This window comes from Stappia sp. WLB 29, from assembly GCF_023507705.1.
GTDB lineage: Bacteria > Pseudomonadota > Alphaproteobacteria > Rhizobiales > Stappiaceae > Stappia.
On sequence record NZ_JALBGD010000002.1, the window covers coordinates 360190 to 378008 of the forward strand.

A 17819-nucleotide genomic window follows, 5' to 3' on the forward strand; every position below is an offset into this window, starting at 1 on the left:
GACGCTTGGACGAGCTGGAAATCTATTATGATCGAACAGAATGATTTCACTGAGGGCGAGGTGTTTTCCTTTGGGCCGTTTCGAATGGTGCCCGCGCATAGGTCCTTATTTCGAGACGGTGTTTCCGTCAGAGTTGGAACACGTGCGCTCGACATCTTGAGAACTCTTCTGGAACGCCCGGGTCAGGTCGTTGCGAAAGAGGAGTTGATCGAGCGAGTCTGGCCGGAAGTCACTGTCGAGGAATCCAATCTTCGCGTGAACCTCGCCGCGCTTCGCAAAGCACTCGGCGACCGGCGGGAGGACGTCCGGTATATCACGAACGTCCCGGGCCGTGGCTACTGCTTCACTGCGCCGGTGGTTCGCGGCCGGCTTGAGCAAGCCCAGCCGGACACATCGGAATCGCAAACCGAGCTGAGGAAATTGCCCGCTCCGCCGGCCAGCATGATCGGCCGAGACCAAGCGGTCGACGCCCTCTGCGAGCTTCTCCAATCCAGCCGTTTCGTCAGCATCGTCGGCGCGGGAGGCATGGGCAAGACCACTGTCGCGGTGTCCGTGGCGCATCGCCTGTTGCGGACCTTCCCCGACGGGGTGGCATTTGTCGACCTCGGCGCAATTTCCGATCCCGCGCTCGTCATCTCCGAGACCGGCGCAGCGCTGGGATTTAAAGCACAGGGGGATGGCGCGATGGCGCGCCTGCTGACGTCTCTCAAGGCCAAACGCATTCTTCTCGTCCTGGACAATTGCGAGCATCTCGTCCAAGCCGTTTCGGACCTTTCGGAGCGGCTGATCGCGGATCTCCCGGCGCTGCATCTGCTCGCTACGAGCCGGGAGGCCCTGCGCGTCCGGGGCGAAAACGTCTATCGTCTGGCCGCGTTAGACGTTCCGGGACGGGACCAGGGGCTTACTGCGGCGCAGGCGCTGGCCACGCCCGCCGTGCGCCTGTTCATGGAACGGGCCGCAGCCAGCGGATACTCAAAGGGCCTGACCGACGAGGATGCGCCGCTCGTCGCTAGGATCTGCCATCGCCTGGACGGAATTCCCCTCGCGATCGAGCTCGTGGCCAGCCGCGTCGGACCCTACGGCATTCACGGTGTGGAAGACCTGCTGAACAACCGCTTCAGGCTGGTCTGGCAAGGAAGGCGCACGGCCTTGCCGCGCCACAAGACACTTAAGGCGATGCTCGATTGGAGTTACTTCCTCCTTTCGGAGCGCGAGCAGCGCTTATTGCGACGCCTGTCATTGTTCGTGGGCATGTTCACACATGCGGAGGCCCACGACTTCGGCAGCACCGTTGACCGGGACGGCGACGATGAAGGCATCGAGGCCATCGAAGGCCTGGTCGAGAAATCTCTGGTCTGGGTTGTCCAGCAGAACGGGGTTCCGGCGTTCCGACTTCCGGAGACGACCCGATCCTACGCGGCCTTCAAGCTCGAAGAGTGCGGAGAGAGCGAACGGCTGCACAAGGGGCACGTGCTCTATGTCTCGGGTCTGTTGGGGCAGATCCTAGCGGACGCCCCCGTGATCGCAGATAAGAGACAGCTGACCGCCTTCGAACCTCACCTCGCCAACTTGCGAAGCGCATTGGCCTGGTGCTTTTCGGCAGGCGGCGACAGCCGTTTAGGCGTGGAAATGGCTGGTCAGGCAGCACCCTTGTTTCTGGGGCTCTCGTATCTTCCCGAATGCCTGCAATGGTGCGGACGAGCACTGGCGGTGCTTCCTGCCGCGGTTCGCGGAAGCAAACTGGAGCTAACGCTCCAGCTTTCAACAGCGATCGCCACCGTATTCACGTCCGGAAACAACGACGAGATCCGACATGCGATGGATCGAGGTCTCGAACTGGCCGGGGCCTTGCGCGATACGGAACGTCAACTTCATCTGCTTGCCGGGCAGAGCGTGTTCTTCGCGCGGCATTCGAGAACCGACGAAGCCATTCGAGCAGCTCGGCATAGCGTCACCATAGCGGAACAACTTGCCGGCGACAGCCCGGCGGTGGCTGCCAAATGGCTTCTCGCGTCCGCCCACTTCGTTGCCGGAAACCAGAGGGAGGCGGAGCAAGTCGGAGAAAGCGCCCTGGCGCAGTCGAATGCGACGATTTCCCAAGACTACACGTTGTTTGGCTATCATCAACGCTCGCGTGGCCTCGTTTCCCTGGCCCTTACCCTTTGGATGCGCGGCCGGCCAGAACGGGCCATGCTCATCGCAAGGCAATCCGCCGGAGAGGCCGAAACTCGGGGAGGACCGGTCGATCTCTGCCTCTCGCTGACCCACACGGTGCCGATCTTCTTGCTGAGTGGTGAGCTTGACGCTGCCGAGACGCAAGTCGGCCGGGCCTTGTCCTTGTCGCGGGCGCACTCCTTGAAGCACTTCGAATCGACATGCGTTGGCTTCAAAGGGGAATTGCTCATCGCCAGGGGCAACCCGACCAGCGGGGTCGAGGTTTTGAAAGACGCTCTACCCAGAATACGAGCGGAGGGAGCGCGGCCACGCGCGACTGCCGCGGAACTTGCGCTGGTGAAGGGGCTTTTGTGCCTCGGAGAGGTCGACGGGGCGCGCATTCTGGTCGCTCAAGCAAGAGAAGCGGCCGACCGCGGATTTCTGTATCCGGAGGTGCTGAGGGCGAGCGCCGAGGTCCTCATGGCCGCGCAAGACGGAGGGACTGATATGGCTGAAGCCTTGCTTCGAGAGGCGATTCAGTTGGCCCAGTTGCAGCACGCTCTGGGCTGGGAGCTGCGCGCGGCAACGACGCTGGCCGAGCTGTTGCTGCAGGATGGAAGGATTTCGGAGGCACGTAGCGTCTTGAGCGAGCCGCGCTCTCGATTCAGGGAAGGCTTTGCCACTCGAGACTTCTCGGCTGCAGTTCGTATGCTTGAGAAGATCGTGACGAGTGAGAATTCGTTCACCTGAATATCTCCTGTACACATCCAAGCGGCATGAACGGAATTTACTTTAATTACTGAGATTTTTACGAAATATCTTCGATAACTTGATGCTTCCTGTTCGAAAAGTATTGCCGATTCTGTGATCGAGGAGAGGGGTATTCAAGTAACCTCGCCGATGGACCGCGATATGACGTCGTCGGCATGCTCTTCGTTTTTTCACAACCATTAACACGCGCGGGCCGACGTTTTCCGCGATGATCGAACAGAGATGGTCTGATGCCACCACCTCATTGCCTGTCGGTCGGCGATGTCTCTGTCCAATCTTCCCCTCCCGATCCGGATCTTTCTCGAGGGCCTGGTTGCTTGCGGCAGCAATACGACCGCGAAGACCATGGCCTCGCGCCTCGATCGGCGGCTGGCGACGGTCAAGCCGCTCGCCCATTGGCTCGAATTCCTGTCGGGTTGTTCAATCCGCCTGATCCGCGCGGTCGACGAACGAAAGCGAGCCGGGGAGGCCGTGGTCACTACGCTGACAGTCACACGGGGGCCGGAAGGCGGCGAGGGGGAAACCTACAGCGACTGGCGGTTCGTCGTCCATGACGGGCGGGTCGCCGTGGTTGCCATCGAAGACCGGACGCCGGTCCGGATGCCCCCGACCGTCGGAAGGTTCCTACGAGCGGCGAATTGCCTCGACGCCGAAGGCATGCTTGCAACATTCGCCTCCGACGCCTTCGTCGATGACCAGTTCAGTGACTATTGGGGCAGGTCTGCGATTGCCGACTGGGCGTCACGCGATGTCGTCGGGCGCCGGTTGACCTTCTATGTCGTCAACGCCCTCGACCACTACGGCGAGGTCATCGTAACGGTCACGGTCAACGGAAATTTCGACTGGCTCGGGCTTCCGGATCCAGTGATTCACGCCTTGTACTTTCGCCTGTCCAGCGACCGGATCGTCAGCCTCATCATCCTGCCGAAGCAGTGAGGGCCGAGGCGCCGATCACGGTCTATGCCGAGCGGGATTTGATCTCGCCTTGCGCAATTTATACGCGAGTCGATCGGCGCGCCGACCGCGCCGGTGCGGAGCGCGAGCTGGCCACACCTGCGTCGGGTCGGACGCAGGTGTGGTTGTTCAAGGTTTCGAGATAGGGTCGCCGCTGGGCGTCCGATCTGTCCGATCGAACGCCGGCTGCCTGGATCGGCGGACGTTCTTTCGATAGCGACCGAACGTCCAACGCTCATCGACTTCAGTTCCCTGGGGCACCTTTACTTCGTCCGAATGGATGCGGTCTGCCCTAGGCTGTGAGTACGTTCTCGATCGAAATCGGCAGGTTGCGCAGGCGCGTGCCGGTGGCATGGAAGATCGCGTTGGCGATGGCCGGGGCCATGCCGACCAGAGCGATCTCGCCAAGCCCCTTCACGCCGAGCGGGTTGACGTGGGGATCCTCCTCGTCGACGAAATGCGCCTCAAGCCGGTCGATGTCGAGATTGACGGGCATCAGATAGTCGGCCATGTGGGCGTTGACGAGCCGGCCGTCGCGGGCGTCGAGCATGGTGCGCTCCATGAGGGCCATGCCGATGCCTCCGACCATGCCGCCGGTGCACTGGCTGAGGGCGAGCCGCGGATTGACGATACGGCCGGCGCCGTAGACGCCGAGCGCCCGGCGCACGCGGATCGTGCCGACGTCGCTATCGATCCCCACCTCGGCGAACACGGCGCCGAACGAATGCATGGAAAACCGCGCCGCGACCTCCGGATCGCGCTGCGCCGATCCTTCCGCCTCGATCGGCCGCACCTCGCGGTTGCGCGCTGCTGCTTCCAGAACAGCTGCGCAGGCGGCGCGGATGGCGGACCCGACCGACGCCATGGTCTGGGACCCCCCGTGCGGTGGGGCCGGCGGAAAGTCGGAACGTCCGAGGCTGAAGCGGACGTTGTCCAGCGGCAGGCCGAGTGCGTCCGCGGCGACCTGGGTCATCGACGTATAGGTCCCCGGCCCCATGTCGCTGGCCGCGACCTCGATCTCGGCAGTGCCGTCGGCGAGCAAACGCGCTCTCGCCCTGGTCGGGCTGAAGAGCACCGGATAGGTCGCGGATGCACACCCCATCCCGACATATTCGCGGTCGTCGCGCATTGAGCGCGGTGCCGGGTTGCGCTGTGCCCAGCCGAACAGCTCGGCGCCACGGTCGTAACACGGCATCAGCGACCGGCTCGAGAACGGCTTGCCGGTGCTTTCGTCGATTTCCGGCTCGTTGCGGCGTCGAAGTTCGATCGGGTCGATGCCGAGTTCATAGGACAGTTCGTCCATCGCGCACTCCAGTGCGAACATGCCCTGCGCCTCGCCGGGACCGCGCATGTGATTGGGTGTGCCCGTGTCGAGCGGGACGATGCGGTACTGGGTTCGGACGTTCGGGCAGGAATACATGAAGCCCGTGCCCGCGGTCAGCGCCTCGATGAACTCCTCGTAGCGGCTGGTCTCGCCCCGGCCTTCGTGAACGATGCTGGTCAGCTTGCCGTCGGGTGTTGCGCCGAGTGCTACCCGCTGCAAGGATCGAGGCCGATGGCCGGTGGTGAAGAACATCTGCTTGCGCGTCAGCGCGAGCTTGACGGGCCGTCCCACCTGGCGAGCGGCCAACGCGGCGATGGTCACATGCGACCAGGTTCTGAGCGTTGTGCCGAAGCCGCCGCCGACGAAAGGCGAGATCACCTGAACGTTCTCGGTCGGGATGCCGAAGATCGCCGCGATTTCGGCTTGCTCGTTGACGACGAACTGTGTCTTCGACCAGAGCGTCACCCGATCGCCGTCCCAGCGGGCGACGGTCGCATGCGGCTCCATCGGATTGTGGTTCTCGCGCGCCGTGTCGTAGAAGGCGTCGATCCTGACGGGCGCGGTGGCGAGGGCGGCGTCGGCGTCGCCGCGGGCGGTGTCGGCCGGATAATATGCCTTGGGGCCCTTGCTGGCCTCGGCCATGATTTCCGTTGTGTCTGAGGCCGACGGGTCGACGGCAGGACGCTTGGCCGCATAGGTGATCGAAAGCGCGGCCGCCGCCCGCTCCGCCTGGTCGAGCGTATCGGCGACGACGACGGCGACCGGCTGGCCGTAGAAGCGCACCTGATCGCCCTGCAGCACATGCAGCCGTTCCCCGGTCGCGGGATCGATCGCACCCTTGTGCGGGTGGTAGGCGAGGCGCGGGGCGTTGAGGTGCGAGATCACAGCGATCACGCCGGGGAGCCGCGTTGCGGCCGCCTGATCGATCGAGACGATACGGCCGAGCCCAACCGTCGCATTGACGATGACCGCGTAGACGTGCTCGTCCAGATTGAAATCCGCCGCATAGCGTGCGCCACCGGTCACCTTGAGACGACCGTCGACGCGACGGATCGGCTGTCCGACGAATTGTGTGTTCATGCGAGTTCTCCCGCCATTTCGAGCGCACGTGCGATCGTGCGCGGCAGCAGTTCGATCTTGTAGTGGTTGTGCGCGAGCGGCCGCGTGCCTTCGAGCGCGAGCTTTGCCGCCGCCTCGAGGTTTGCGCGATCCGGCGGGCGGCCGATGAGCGCCTGCTCGCAGGCACGCATGCGCCAGGGTTTCGTTCCGACGCCGCCACAGGCAATGCGGACGGTGCGGATGACGCCGTCTTCGATCTCCAGCGCCGCCGCGGCCGAAACCAGCGCGAATTCGTAGGAGGCGCGGTCGCGCACCTTCAGGTAGCGCGCTTGCCTGGCATGGGCGCCCCCAGGCACGCGGACCTCGAGGATCAATTCGCCGGGCAGCAGCGTGTGCTCAAGATGCGGCGTGTCGCCGGGCAGCCGGAAGAGCTCCTCCACCGGGAAACTGCGCTCGCCGTCCGGGCCGCGCACGCGCATCGTAGCGTCGAGCGCTACGAACGCTACGGCAACGTCGGAGGGATGCGTGGCGACACACTGCTCGCTCGTTCCGAGAATGGCATGGCCGCCGTTGAGCCCGTCGAGCGCGGTACAGCCGGAACCAGGCTGGCGCTTGTTGCAGGCTGCGTCATGCATTCGAAAGTAAGGGCAGCGCACGCGCTGGAGCAGGTTGCCGCCGATCGAGGCCATGTTGCGCAATTGCGGCGAGGCGCCTTCGATCAGGCTTTCGGCCACGAGCGGCTGCAGGCGCAGGACGTCGGGATGCGCGGCGATCTCGCTCATCCGCGCCAGCGCGCCGAACACGAGGTCCTCGCCTTCGACGCGGATATCCTTGAGCGGGAGCGCGTTGATGTCGACGAGCCTTTCGGGCCGCTCGACCTCTTCGCGCATGAGATCAATGAGGGTCGTGCCGCCGGCGATGTAGCGGGCCCCGGCTTGCGCCGCGGCGATCGCATCCTCGGGGCTGCCGGCCTTCTGCAATGTGAAGAGAAGCATGGTCAGGCCCTTTCCGCTGCATCGGTGATCGCTGCCACGATCCCAGGATAGGCCCCGCAGCGGCAGATGTTTCCGCTCATCCAGAAGCGGATTTCCTCCGGCGAACCGGCATGGCCTTCGGCGATACAGGCGACGCCCGACATGATCTGTCCCGGCGTACAGAAACCGCACTGCAGGCCATCGTGCTCGATGAAGGCCGTCTGCAGCGGGTGGAGTTCCCCGCCTTTCGCCAGCCCTTCGATGGTTGTGATCTCGGCGCCGTCATGCATGGCTGCCAGCGTCAGGCACGACACCACCCGCTTGCCGTCGACAAGGACTGTGCAGGCCCCGCAGGCACCCTGGTTGCAGCCCTTCTTGGTGCCTGTGAGGTCGAGCGTTTCTCGAAGGACATCGAGCAGCGACTGGCGCGGATCCGGTGTCAATTCGTGCGGCGTTCCGTTGACGGATATCCGCAAGGTATCTGTCATGGTGGAGCTATCCTGTGCGGCGGCGGAGATGGTCCCTACCGCGGGTGTCACCGCCACGGATACGGCTCCGCCGGCGAATTGCAGGACGGTTCGTCTTGAATAGGCGCCGGCACCCGTTTGGGGCGAAGCCGAGCTCTCTGCGCCGCTCGATGAACCAGGAAGGTCAGGATTCGCCATGTTGGTCCTCCGTCAAGAATGCGCAACTGCACACTCGCAAGGACAGTGTACGGCGATCCTAAACTGGGGCCGAGTTAATCGTTGTGAATCGAGCGGGGCACATGTGAAGGCCGCAGAATAAAAGGGGTGGATTTGAGCATTCCTCTGCAGACGAGGTTCATTATTGGCTGCCCTGCGCCATTGAAGCCTCGCTTCTAGTGATGAGACCGGGGTCTCCGCCCGCCCCCACTGCGGAAGGAACCTCCGCGCTGGCGCAGCGGTTGGCCCGGCAATTTCGATCGTTGATCCTATGGTCAAAGAAACGCCGGACGGTGGACGACGCCCTCTTCGCCCGCGCCGTCGAGGTCCTCTGCGCCAAGGCGGTTGTCGATATGGTGGGTCTGCTCGACTACTATTCGTTGATTTCCCCGACGATTAGCGTCTTCCGGATCCCGCCGATGGGCTGCATCCCGGAGCTGTCCGATGAATGAGGCGGCGCCGACCTGGACGGCAAACCCGCGGCGGACGCAGGTGGTCCTGCCGGCGGGCACGATCGACTGCCATTGCCATGTTTTTGGACCGACCGACTGCTTCCCCTATGATCCGGCGAGCGGCTGCATGCCAGGCGATGCGCCGTAGGAGTCCCTGTTCGCCCTTTACGACCGCATGGGCATTGAGCGCTGCGTCATCGTGTAGTCCGGCTGCCACGGCTTCGACAACAGTGCGACGGCCAGCGCTATCTCGGCATTGCGCTGCTTCGGCCCGACGTCTCAGACGCCACCCTCGATGCCTACCACGCGCTCTCAGGCATCCGCTACCCCCGGCGCGCCGCAAGCCGCCTATGCGTCGGCCAAGGCCACCATCATTCAGTTCTCGCGCGTTGTGGCGGTGGAGTCGCCCGAACGCATGCCTTCCGCTAGTGCATCTTGCAGGCTTTTGAGCCTCAGAAGGACATTGAAATGGCGGGGAAAGACACAAGGCAGAAGAGATCGTCACGAAGCTTCGTCGGGTTGACGTGCTGCATGCGCACGGCAAGTCCGACGACGCCACCTCCGATAATCGCGACTTCGCTTGCTTCCTGCATCGCCGCTGCTCAGATCATCGTTTCATAGAGGCGCCGGTCCGCTTTCAACACGTCCCGGAGGCTCTCCAAAGCGCACCGAAGATCTTTCGGCGAGCGCGCCGCTCCAACGTTCACTCGTACGGCATGCGGCACCGAATCGCGGCCGACCGCAAAGACCTCGCCGGAAAGAACGCCGACGCCAGCCTGCGCGGCGGCGCGGGCGAACGCGTTCGCATGCCAAGGCTCTGGCAAGTGCAGCCAGAAATGTGTCGCGACGTCATCTGTCCAAATGTTCACGTCATGCAGAACTTCCCGAACCACTGCCTGACGCCTGCCGAACTCGTCGCGTTGACCGTCAACAATCCGCGCTACGCGGCCGTCCTCGATCATCCGTGTCGCGATCAACGCATTGAGCGGGCTGGTGCTCCAGCAGTTGATGCGCAGCATCGCCGCAATGTCGGCCACGAGCGCCTTGGGGGCTAGGACGGCACCGAACCGCAAGCCCGGCGCGACGCATTTCGACAAGCCGCTGATATGGACTGTGATGTCAGGGTCGGACGACACCAGTGCGCGCGGCGCATCCGCTTTCAATGGACGATAGACGTCGTCCTCGACGATCAGCACACCATGCTTGCGCGCGATTGCGGCTAGCGCGCACTTGCGCTCGGCGGACAGCGTAATCGTCGTCGGATTGTGCAGGGTCGGCACGAGGAACAGCGCGCGTGGCTTGAACTCGTTGCAGGTCCTGTCCAGCGCATCCGGCAGCATACCATCGCGGTCAATTGCAACCGGCCTGAGGTTGAGGTCTAGTGACCGGCACAGTGCGCCAATTCCCTGATAGGTGACCGCGTCCGCCAAAATCGCATCGCCCTGCCGTGCTACGGCACCGAGGACGCAGGCGAGGCCGTTCTGCGCTCCGTTGGTCACGATGATTCTTGACGGATCGTTGATACCGGCTGCGGGAGACAACCAGTCGGCAACCGCCTCTCGAGCCCAGCTCGGACCTTCGGGCGCGTGAAAGTCCTGCAGCGAAGTGTAGCGTTTGTCGCGCGGTAGCTGCGGCATCAGGGCCGCAAGAGCCTCAAGGTAGCCAGTTGTGGCCGGTCGGTTGACTGACAAGTCTATAAAGCCCTGCTCCTCAACTGGCGCTGACTTGAAGCTGGCGTTCACCGAGGGGTCGGCGATGATCGAACCTCTGCCGGCGCGACTCTCCACCAGCCCGCGCTCTTGTAAGTCCGCGAAGGCACGGGTGATCGTGGTCAAGTTGACGCCGACCATACGCGCGATGTCGCGCTGCGGTGGAAGTCGTTCACCGACGGTAAGCTTGCCCTGCACAATGCCGTCGGCAATCAGGTCAGCGATCTGCCGGTAGATTGGCACGTTACCCGCTACGAACTTCGTCTTCTCAAACATGCGAACTGGCTGATCCTCGAATCTCATGGACGCTTTGTGCCACATGCAAATAGATCATGCAATTAATCATATTTCATAAAAACATGACATGCAAAGAAGGATTGAGCGAAAAATTTGACATTAATGGTCGGTTGACGATGGATTGATATCGTGCAAGTTTCAAATTAATGACTTGTATGGTCATACATTGGGAGCAACCGCTACAGAGAGCTCGGTGGAGGAGACCGCAATGACACAAAACAATCGCAAAATCGCAACGCTGCTGGCCATCACAACCCTTCTACTTACCGGAGCAGCGCACGCCGAGACGCTGCGCCTGTCCACCTTGAAACAGCCAGGCTCGGACGGCGCGCAGGCTGCAGAGAAATTCGCAGCGCTTGTCGGGGAGCGAACCGAAGGACGAGTCGAGGTCAAGGTCTATCCTGCCAGCCAACTCGGCGACTGGACCGAGGTCTACGAGCAGGTCATGCAGGGCGCAGTCGACATGGCCATGCAGCCGCTGGCAACCGCTGACGACAAGCGACTCGCCATCACCTGGTTTCCCTACGCCTTCACCAATTACGAGACGGCGAAACAGTCGCTGTCGCCCGGCGGCGCGGTATTCGACATCGTCAGCGAAGCAATCGCCGACAAAGGCTTGACGCCCCTCGGCGTTTATGGCGAGGGCATGGGCGGCGCCGGCTTCGCCGGGGCGGTCGAAAATCCCTCCGACACGGAACTCAAGCGAAACCTCAAGATCCGCGTCTGGCCGGGCGGCGTCACACACAGGGTCCTGCTGGAGCGCTTCGGCTTCAACACCGCCACGCTGCCCTGGGCCGAACTCTATACTGGCATGCAGACCGGAGTGGTCGACGGACAGATCGGCGGCACCGCCGGCATGGCACTCGAATCGTTCAAAGACATCACCAAGACCTGGGTCCAGTACAACGACCACTTCGAAGGCGACTGGTTCATCGTCAACTCGGAGAGGTATGCCTCGCTCTCGGAGGCCGACCAGAAGATCCTGCTCGACGCGGCGCAGGAAGTCAGTTCGGAACGTTTCGAGCAGGTCGAAGCGGCCGACGCTAAACATTTGGACACGATGCGTCAGGCGGGTATCGAGGTCGTGACCTTCGACGACGCAACGCTGGACAAGCTGGCAGGCGTCGCGCGTACCGACGTTTGGCCGCAGATCGCCGGCGAACTCGGCGAGGAAACCTTCGGCCAGTTGAAGTCCTCCCTCGGCATCGATTGATGTCCCTTGGGACCCGGCGGCAGTCTCCCGGCCGGGTCCCTTCTTTTTCTGAGAGGCAAGACGCGATGCAAGAAGACGAAACCACCGTCGCAGTTGCAGTACCGGGCAGCATACATGCAGGCGTCAATACGCCAGACTTTCTCTCGGCCCGCGGTCTGGCGATCTGGAACGCCAAGCTCATTCTGCAGCGCCTTGTGCTGCTCGTCTGCGGCGCGGCCCTCACAGCTCTCGTGACGGTGCAGGTGTTCACCCGCTACGTCGTGGGCATCTCGCTGTTCGGCATCGAGGAACTGGCGAGCTTCGTCGCCGTCTATCTCTATTTTATCGGTGCATCACACGGCGCTTGGGAGCGTGGGCATATTTCAGCGAGCCTGGTCGAGCTCTTCCTGCCCGAAGGCAAGGCGCGCGCCGCTATGGCCGTCTTTTCCAGCTTGGTGACTGTGGTCCTCTCGGGCTGGATGACGGTGTGGGCATTTCAGTACCTCGCCTTCACGATCAGACGCGGAACCATGTCGCTTGAGACCGGCATTCCGCTCGCCTGGGTGCATGGCGTGATGCCGCTCGGCCTTACTTTGATGACGCTCTATTTCGTGGTTGAGCTTCTCGACCGCTGGAACCTGCTTCGCGGCAAGACAAGCCGATGAGCCCGCTGATCCTCATCGATGCGCTGCTGCTGACGGTTTTGCTGATCATCGGTGTGCCAGTCCCACTCTGCTTTGCAGGCGCGGTCTTGTTCCTAGTGTTGACGGGCGACTTCGGCAACGCCAGCTTCCTGGTCGGAGCCGGCTATGCAAAGCTCTCCTCGATCGTGTTGGTGGCGATTCCGCTCTACATCCTCGCCGGAGGGATCATGAGCCGCGGCGGCATTGCCGGCCGCCTCGTCGACCTTGCCGACACCGTGTTCGGGCGCATGCGCGGCGGCCTCGGAATCGTCGTCATCATCGCGACCGCCATCTTCGGCGCCATATCGGGCATGGCCTCCTCGGCTGTGGCCGCGATCGGCACGATCATGATCCCTCGCATGGAAGAGCGAGGTTACGACCGTGCCTATGCAACTGCACTCGTTTCGGCCTCGGCCGTTCTGGCTTTGCTCATCCCGCCCAGCGCCTCAATGATCCTGTTCGGCTGGGTCACAGGCACCTCAATCCTCGCCTGCTTCCTGGCACCTGTTGTGCCGGGTCTCCTGCTTTGCCTGTTGCTGGGAAGCTGGAACTACGTGCTGACGCGGCGCATGCCGCTCGCCGCTCCTGAAAAGGCAACCACTCGGCAGGTCATGCAAGAGTTTGCGCGGCGCACGAAACGGGCCGGCTTTGGTCTCGCCATGCCTCTGATCATTCTCGGCTTTATCTACGGCGGCGTCACCACCCCGACCGAAGCGGCGGCCGTCGCCGTCGTCTACGCCATACCGATCTCGATCTACATCTATCGCGACATGAACTGGTGCGACACGAGCGAGGTAATCTGGCGTGCCGGGCAGACGACAGGCGTGCTGATGGTGCTGATTTTCTTCGCCGCCATGCTCGGGCGCGTCTGGACGCTGGAGAATGTACCGCAGCAGATCATGGAGGGCTTTCTCCTAGTGAGCGAGAATCCGGTGATCCTGCTGCTGCTCGCCAACCTCTTCCTGATGATCGTCGGCATGTTCATGGAGGACGTCAGCGGCATCCTGCTCGCATCGCCGCTGCTCATGCCGGTCATGGTCCATGCTGGAGTCGATCCGATCCAGTTTGCCGCGATCGTCGCCACCAATCTTGGTATGGGACTGATCACGCCACCGACCGCGCCGATCCTCTACTTCGCTGCCTTGATCGGCAAGGTGCCGTTGGCCAAGATGCTGACGCCGACGCTAGTCTTCGTATTCCTTGCCTATTTGCCCGTGGTTCTCTTGACGACCTTCGTACCCAGCCTCTCGTTGGCCCTGCCACGGCTCGTGCTGGGCGTTCCGTGACCCTCGCTATCTTATCATCAAAATGATCTCCCTTCTGCCAAACCGCTCTGAAAGGAACATGCGCGGGTTGACCTTGGCTGGGATCACTGCCTCTACACCGGCTGCCTCGATCTCCTTGCAGACAGCGTCGGCATCTTAGCCCCGATCAGCCAGGAAGGCCTCGATCCGGTCTCCAATCACACGGAACAGCGGAGCAAAGCCCTGCACATCGTGCACCTGTCCAGGCCTCAGCATGAAGCCGAGCGGGAGATCTCTGGCGTCGCATCTGGCTTGGAGCTCCGGCATCCACGACCATGTTCAGGCGGTAGAATCGCCCCCATCACGCCGATCCCCTCGTCCAAGGCTGCCTCCAAAAGCCGGCTTTGAATCAGCCGACCGAGCCCACGGTCAGGCTTAGTGCACGGAACCTAGATACCCTGGGGCGCCCGACAGCTAGGTCGCATAATCCATTAAGGGGATTCCCTTTTTATGGGAGGCATCTCGGTAACCGACCATTCCAACCCGTCGCAGATGCGAAGCAAGCGTCTGCGACAGGAGATTATTTCAGTTGCCGCTTTTTCCAGCTAGCGCCACTGTCGCGCCCCCGGTCGCTGTTTCGCCGGCCCGTCATCAAGCGGCGGCGTAGTGGGAGAAGACGTCCGTACTGCCATTCCGACGGATCAGGAACACGTCGTATGCCTCGCGCTCGTTCTCCGGCCCCATGCCGGGCGATCCGTAGGGCATGCCGGGCACCGCGAGGCCCACCGCGTCAGGGCGCTCATCCAGCAGGCGGCGAATGTCGGCAACAGGGACGTGACCCTCGATCATGTAGCCCTCGACCCGCGCAGTATGGCAGGAGGCCATCTCCTGCGGGATGCCATTGTCCAGTTTGTAGCGCATGAGCGCGGTCCCGGCGCTGTGCTCGGTCGTGACCGAGAAACCATCGTTTTCCAGGATCTCGATCCAGGCCGAGCAGCAGCCGCAATTCGGATCCTTCATCACGTGGATCGCCGGTCCGGCGTCTTTCGCCTGGGTCCCCAAGGGCGATGCGGCCAGCAGTGCCGCTCCGCCGATCAGGAGAGCGCGGCGGGAGAAACTGTCTTCGATCATCTGATTTTCCTTCCGAGATTGCATGCGTGGACTGACAGGTCAGAGATCGACCCGTCTGAGCCGCAAGGCGTTGGTGATCACCGAGACGGAGGACAGGCTCATCGCCGCCGCCGCGATCATCGGCGAAAGCAGCAAGCCGGTGACGGGGTAGAGCAGTCCTGCCGCGACGGGGACGCCAAGCGCGTTGTAGGCGAAGGCGAAGAACAGGTTCTGCTTGATGTTGCGCAAGGTGGCACGGGCGAGCTTGCGCGCTCGAACGATGCCCATCAGGTCACCGCCCAGCAGGGTGATGCCCGCGCTTTCCATCGCAACATCGGCCCCGGTGCCCATGGCGATGCCGACATCGGCAGCGGCCAGCGCAGGCGCATCGTTCACCCCGTCGCCGGCCATGGCGATCTTGTGGCCGTCGCGGCGCAACTGGTCGATCAGGTCCTTCTTGGCCTCGGGCAGGATGCCCGCGCGCACCTCGTCTATCCCGAGCTTGCCCGCCACCGCCTGCGCCGTGCGTTCGTTGTCGCCCGTCGCCATGATCACGCGCAGCCCTTGAGCGTGCAGTTCGCGGATAGCCTGAGCCGTCGAGTCCTTTATCGGGTCGGCCACAGCCACGATTCCGACAAGCGCCTCATCGACGGCTATGAACATGGCCGTCTTCCCTTCGGCGCGCAGAGTATCGGCCCTGGCTTCAGCCTCACCGGTTTCAAGACCCATTTCCCGCATCATCGCGGCATTGCCGAGCGCCACCGCGCGTTCGCCGACTCTGCCGCGCACACCCTTGCCGGTGATTGCCTCGAAGTCCGCAGCCTCCTGACGCGGCGCACCCTGCGCCTCGGCGCCCTCGACGATCGCCTCCGCCAACGGGTGTTCCGAGCCGCGCTCCAGAGCTGCGGCCAGCGACAGCAGGTCGACTTCGGGCAGTTCCGCCAGCGCAACAGTATCAGTCAGCTTCGGCTTGCCCATGGTCAGGGTGCCGGTCTTGTCGACGATCAGCGTGTCGACCCCCGCCATGCGTTCCAGCGCCTCGGCGTCCTTGATCAGCACGCCTGCCTGCGCGCCACGCCCCGCCGCCGTGGTGATCGAGATCGGCGTAGCCAGCCCGAGCGCACAGGGGCAGGCGATGATCAACACCGACACTGCAGACGCGATGGCGAAGACAAGCGCGGGCTCGGGGCCAACGGTCAGCCAGACGACGAAAGCGACGATTGCGATGGCCACCACAGTCGGCACGAACACCGCCGACACCCGGTCGGCCAGACCTTGGATCGGCGCGCGGGACCGGCGCGCGTTCGACACCATCGCCACGATCTGCGCCAGCACGGTATCGGACCCGACCTTGCCGGCCTCGATCACGAGGGAGCCATTCTTGTTGATCGTGGCGCCGGTCACGTCATCGCCCGGGCCTTTTTCGACCGGCATAGACTCGCCGGTCAGCATGCTTTCATCGAGAGATGAGCGGCCTTCGATTACCGTCCCGTCGACAGGGACGGCATCGCCCGGGCGCACGCGAAGCCGATCGCCCTCCATGATGTTCTCGAGCGGCGCGTCGTATTCGGTGCCGTCCGGCAGGATCCGTCGCGCAGTCTTCGGCGCGAGGTCCAGAAGCGCGCGGATCGCGTCGCCGGTGCGCTCGCGGGCGCGCAGCTCTAGAACCTGGCCCACGAAGACCAGCGCCACGATCACGACCGCCGCCTCGAAGTAGGTGCCGACGCCATGGCCCATCCGGTACTGTTCCGGAAACACGCCCGGCAGGAAGGTGGCGACGATCGAGTAAAGGTAGGCCGCCGCCACGCCGATGCTGATCAGGGTCCACATGTTTGGACTGCGGTTCACGATCGAATCCCAGCCGCGCCGGAAGAATGGCAGCGCCGCCCAGAGGATAACCGGCGTGGCCAGCACGAATTCCAGATAGCTGGCCGTCTGGTGCCCGATCCAGTCGCGCACCGGCAGCGCCACCAGTTCGCCCATCGTCAGGACGATGAGCGGCACCGCCGCGGCAGCCGAGATCCACATTCGGCGGGTGAAGTCGGTCAATTCCTCGCTGGGCTCGTCCGACGGCACCATCGGCTCCAGCGCCATGCCGCAGATCGGGCAGGACCCCGGCACATCGCGAACGATCTCGGGATGCATCGGACAGGTGTACTGGACGTTGGCCGGAACAGCCTTCTTCTGTCCGGCGGCGCGGCCGGAAGCATAGAACCACGGATCCGCCTGGAACTTCGTCTGGCACTTCTCCGAGCAGAAATGGAAGGTCTCGCCCTGGAACTCGGCGTGACGTCCGTCCGGCTTGACCGCGACCGCCATCCCGCAGACCGGATCCTTCGCCGTCTCCGTCCCTGCCGGGATGTCAGGCGCCCTGTGATGATGATCATGCTCCATAGTCTGCCAGCCTTTCGATCTCTTATCTGAGCTTGCGGCCTCCAGCCGCTGGAAGGTCAAGCCCTTTTCATGAGTGGTCGGAAGCGCCTTTTTCAGGCCCCTTTCGAAGGGCCACCCAGAGCAGTGGCAACCCGGTCACAAGTCCGAGTCCGAGCACCGCCCAGGTCGCGCGGCCAAGGTCTCTGCTGACCGCCTCACCTCCGAAATGGGCGAGCAGGAAGCTTGCCGGGATGATCCCGCCAGTGTCGCGAGAATGATTGCGCGCAGGCCCATCTCAGATCGCCGCGTCGGCCTTCGCCAGAAGGTCGCGCACCTCGCGCGAGACGGCCGTCAAATCGGCGTTCTCGATTGCCTGATGCGCCATCTTCGGATTGCAGGCGTCGAGGATGCGACAGGTCGGCATCTCGCCATCGAGCTTCTTCTTCATCGTCGCCTCGACGTCGATCTCGGTCAGGACACCGAAGCCATGGTCCGCCAGCGCCTTGCGCGTGCGGGCGTCGACATCGTCGATACCGGTATCCGGGATCATGCGATTGATCGTGGAGGCCATTGAGAAGTCCCTTCACTTATTTTCGAAGATATTTGATCAGCGCCGCTATGGCCAAAACCACCAGCGCGAGGATCAGCAGTCCGAAGAGCCAGCCAAACCCCATTCCGAAACCCATTCCGGAGCCCATGTCGTTCCAGTTCATCATCTCATCCTCCTGATTTTCACCCGTAAGGTGTGCCTTTTGGCCGGCCCTCACGACAACATGGGGCAGGACAGCATAGGATCGGTACCGGGACGTCGGGGCGCCCTGTCCGGACGCCCCACCTGGG

Annotated in this window: 14 protein-coding genes; 6 read left to right on the top strand and 8 right to left on the bottom strand. The window is 63.1% G+C overall.

Going from position 1 to position 17819, the window contains the following annotated elements; genetic code table 11:
- Nucleotides 1-27: 27 nt before the first annotated feature.
- Together MNI96_RS04960 and MNI96_RS04965 are read left to right on the top strand one after the other, a co-directional pair.
- Entirely contained in the window at nt 28-2904 is a 2877-nt protein-coding gene (locus tag MNI96_RS04960) for an ATP-binding protein (protein WP_249690889.1), read from the top strand.
- A 282-nt stretch (nt 2905-3186) separates the two neighbouring features.
- Complete coding sequence (locus tag MNI96_RS04965) at nt 3187-3861, top strand: nuclear transport factor 2 family protein (protein WP_249690891.1); 675 nt, start codon at nt 3187-3189, stop codon at nt 3859-3861.
- Nucleotides 3862-4171: 310 nt separating this feature from the next.
- Here the strand turns inward: MNI96_RS04965 and MNI96_RS04970 are convergent, their stop codons facing one another.
- From MNI96_RS04970 to MNI96_RS04980, 3 genes are read right to left on the bottom strand one after another with little or no spacing between them, the layout of a single operon-like run.
- Nucleotides 4172-6283, bottom strand: coding sequence for a xanthine dehydrogenase family protein molybdopterin-binding subunit (locus MNI96_RS04970; RefSeq protein WP_249690893.1), 2112 nt, complete (start codon nt 6281-6283; stop codon nt 4172-4174).
- Nucleotides 6280-7257, bottom strand: coding sequence for an FAD binding domain-containing protein (locus MNI96_RS04975; protein ID WP_249690896.1), 978 nt, complete (start codon nt 7255-7257; stop codon nt 6280-6282). The genes MNI96_RS04970 and MNI96_RS04975 overlap by 4 nt, the downstream gene beginning before the upstream one ends.
- Before the next feature lie 2 nt (nt 7258-7259).
- Nucleotides 7260-7901: a (2Fe-2S)-binding protein gene (locus MNI96_RS04980; RefSeq protein WP_249690898.1), complete on the bottom strand. Its 642-nt coding sequence runs from the start codon at nt 7899-7901 to the stop codon at nt 7260-7262.
- 311 nt (nt 7902-8212) lie between these two features.
- On the opposite strand from MNI96_RS04980, the gene MNI96_RS04985 reads away from it, so the two are divergent.
- Nucleotides 8213-8371 (top strand): hypothetical protein, encoded by a 159-nt coding sequence (locus tag MNI96_RS04985; RefSeq protein ID WP_249690899.1) that lies wholly within the window; start codon nt 8213-8215, stop codon nt 8369-8371.
- 602 nt (nt 8372-8973) lie between these two features.
- On the opposite strand, the gene MNI96_RS04990 is transcribed toward MNI96_RS04985, so the two are convergent.
- Entirely contained in the window at nt 8974-10356 is a 1383-nt protein-coding gene (locus MNI96_RS04990; RefSeq protein ID WP_249690901.1) for an aminotransferase-like domain-containing protein, read from the bottom strand.
- Nucleotides 10357-10585: 229 nt separating this feature from the next.
- Here MNI96_RS04990 and dctP point away from each other — a divergent pair, with 229 nt between their 5' ends.
- The 3 genes from dctP (at nt 10586) to MNI96_RS05005 (ending at nt 13538) form a co-directional block, all read left to right on the top strand.
- The gene (gene dctP / locus MNI96_RS04995) at nt 10586-11590 is read left to right on the top strand and encodes a TRAP transporter substrate-binding protein DctP (protein ID WP_249690903.1); all 1005 of its coding nucleotides are present in this window, start codon (nt 10586-10588) and stop codon (nt 11588-11590) included.
- Nucleotides 11591-11655: 65 nt separating this feature from the next.
- Nucleotides 11656-12234 carry a TRAP transporter small permease gene (locus MNI96_RS05000; RefSeq protein ID WP_249690904.1) on the top strand — a complete coding sequence of 193 codons (579 nt, stop codon included), beginning with the start codon at nt 11656-11658 and terminating at the stop codon, nt 12232-12234.
- The gene (locus MNI96_RS05005; RefSeq protein ID WP_249690906.1) at nt 12231-13538 is read left to right on the top strand and encodes a TRAP transporter large permease; all 1308 of its coding nucleotides are present in this window, start codon (nt 12231-12233) and stop codon (nt 13536-13538) included. Before MNI96_RS05000 ends, MNI96_RS05005 begins: the two co-directional genes overlap by 4 nt.
- A gap of 609 nt (nt 13539-14147) precedes the next feature.
- Here the strand turns inward: MNI96_RS05005 and MNI96_RS05010 are convergent.
- The 4 genes from MNI96_RS05010 to MNI96_RS21830 all read right to left on the bottom strand — a co-directional run bounded on the left by MNI96_RS05010 (nt 14148) and on the right by MNI96_RS21830 (nt 17695).
- Nucleotides 14148-14627 carry a DUF411 domain-containing protein gene (locus tag MNI96_RS05010; RefSeq protein WP_249690909.1) on the bottom strand — a complete coding sequence of 160 codons (480 nt, stop codon included), beginning with the start codon at nt 14625-14627 and terminating at the stop codon, nt 14148-14150.
- A gap of 39 nt (nt 14628-14666) precedes the next feature.
- Nucleotides 14667-17000: a heavy metal translocating P-type ATPase gene (locus MNI96_RS05015; RefSeq protein ID WP_249691376.1), complete on the bottom strand. Its 2334-nt coding sequence runs from the start codon at nt 16998-17000 to the stop codon at nt 14667-14669.
- A 274-nt stretch (nt 17001-17274) separates the two neighbouring features.
- Nucleotides 17275-17550 carry a DUF302 domain-containing protein gene (locus tag MNI96_RS05020; protein ID WP_249690911.1) on the bottom strand — a complete coding sequence of 92 codons (276 nt, stop codon included), beginning with the start codon at nt 17548-17550 and terminating at the stop codon, nt 17275-17277.
- A 16-nt stretch (nt 17551-17566) separates the two neighbouring features.
- Nucleotides 17567-17695, bottom strand: a complete 129-nt coding sequence (locus MNI96_RS21830; RefSeq protein ID WP_280515606.1) for a hypothetical protein — start codon at nt 17693-17695, stop codon at nt 17567-17569.
- Nucleotides 17696-17819: the final 124 nt, after the last annotated feature.

Excerpts from the sequence above, each read along its gene's own strand:
- MNI96_RS04960 (WP_249690889.1), top strand. The coding sequence starts at position 28 with ATGATCGAACAGAATGATTTCACTGAGGGCGAGGTGTTTTCCTTTGGG.
- MNI96_RS04965 (WP_249690891.1), top strand. The coding sequence starts at position 3,187 with ATGTCTCTGTCCAATCTTCCCCTCCCGATCCGGATCTTTCTCGAGGGC.
- MNI96_RS04970 (WP_249690893.1), bottom strand. The coding sequence starts at position 6,283 with ATGAACACACAATTCGTCGGACAGCCGATCCGTCGCGTCGACGGTCGT.
- MNI96_RS04975 (WP_249690896.1), bottom strand. The coding sequence starts at position 7,257 with ATGCTTCTCTTCACATTGCAGAAGGCCGGCAGCCCCGAGGATGCGATC.
- MNI96_RS04980 (WP_249690898.1), bottom strand. The coding sequence starts at position 7,901 with ATGGCGAATCCTGACCTTCCTGGTTCATCGAGCGGCGCAGAGAGCTCG.
- MNI96_RS04990 (WP_249690901.1), bottom strand. The coding sequence starts at position 10,356 with ATGTTTGAGAAGACGAAGTTCGTAGCGGGTAACGTGCCAATCTACCGG.
- dctP (WP_249690903.1), top strand. The coding sequence starts at position 10,586 with ATGACACAAAACAATCGCAAAATCGCAACGCTGCTGGCCATCACAACC.
- MNI96_RS05000 (WP_249690904.1), top strand. The coding sequence starts at position 11,656 with ATGCAAGAAGACGAAACCACCGTCGCAGTTGCAGTACCGGGCAGCATA.
- MNI96_RS05005 (WP_249690906.1), top strand. The coding sequence starts at position 12,231 with ATGAGCCCGCTGATCCTCATCGATGCGCTGCTGCTGACGGTTTTGCTG.
- MNI96_RS05010 (WP_249690909.1), bottom strand. The coding sequence starts at position 14,627 with ATGATCGAAGACAGTTTCTCCCGCCGCGCTCTCCTGATCGGCGGAGCG.
- MNI96_RS05015 (WP_249691376.1), bottom strand. The coding sequence starts at position 17,000 with ATGGAGCATGATCATCATCACAGGGCGCCTGACATCCCGGCAGGGACG.
- MNI96_RS05020 (WP_249690911.1), bottom strand. The coding sequence starts at position 17,550 with ATGGCCTCCACGATCAATCGCATGATCCCGGATACCGGTATCGACGAT.
- MNI96_RS21830 (WP_280515606.1), bottom strand. The coding sequence starts at position 17,695 with ATGATGAACTGGAACGACATGGGCTCCGGAATGGGTTTCGGAATGGGG.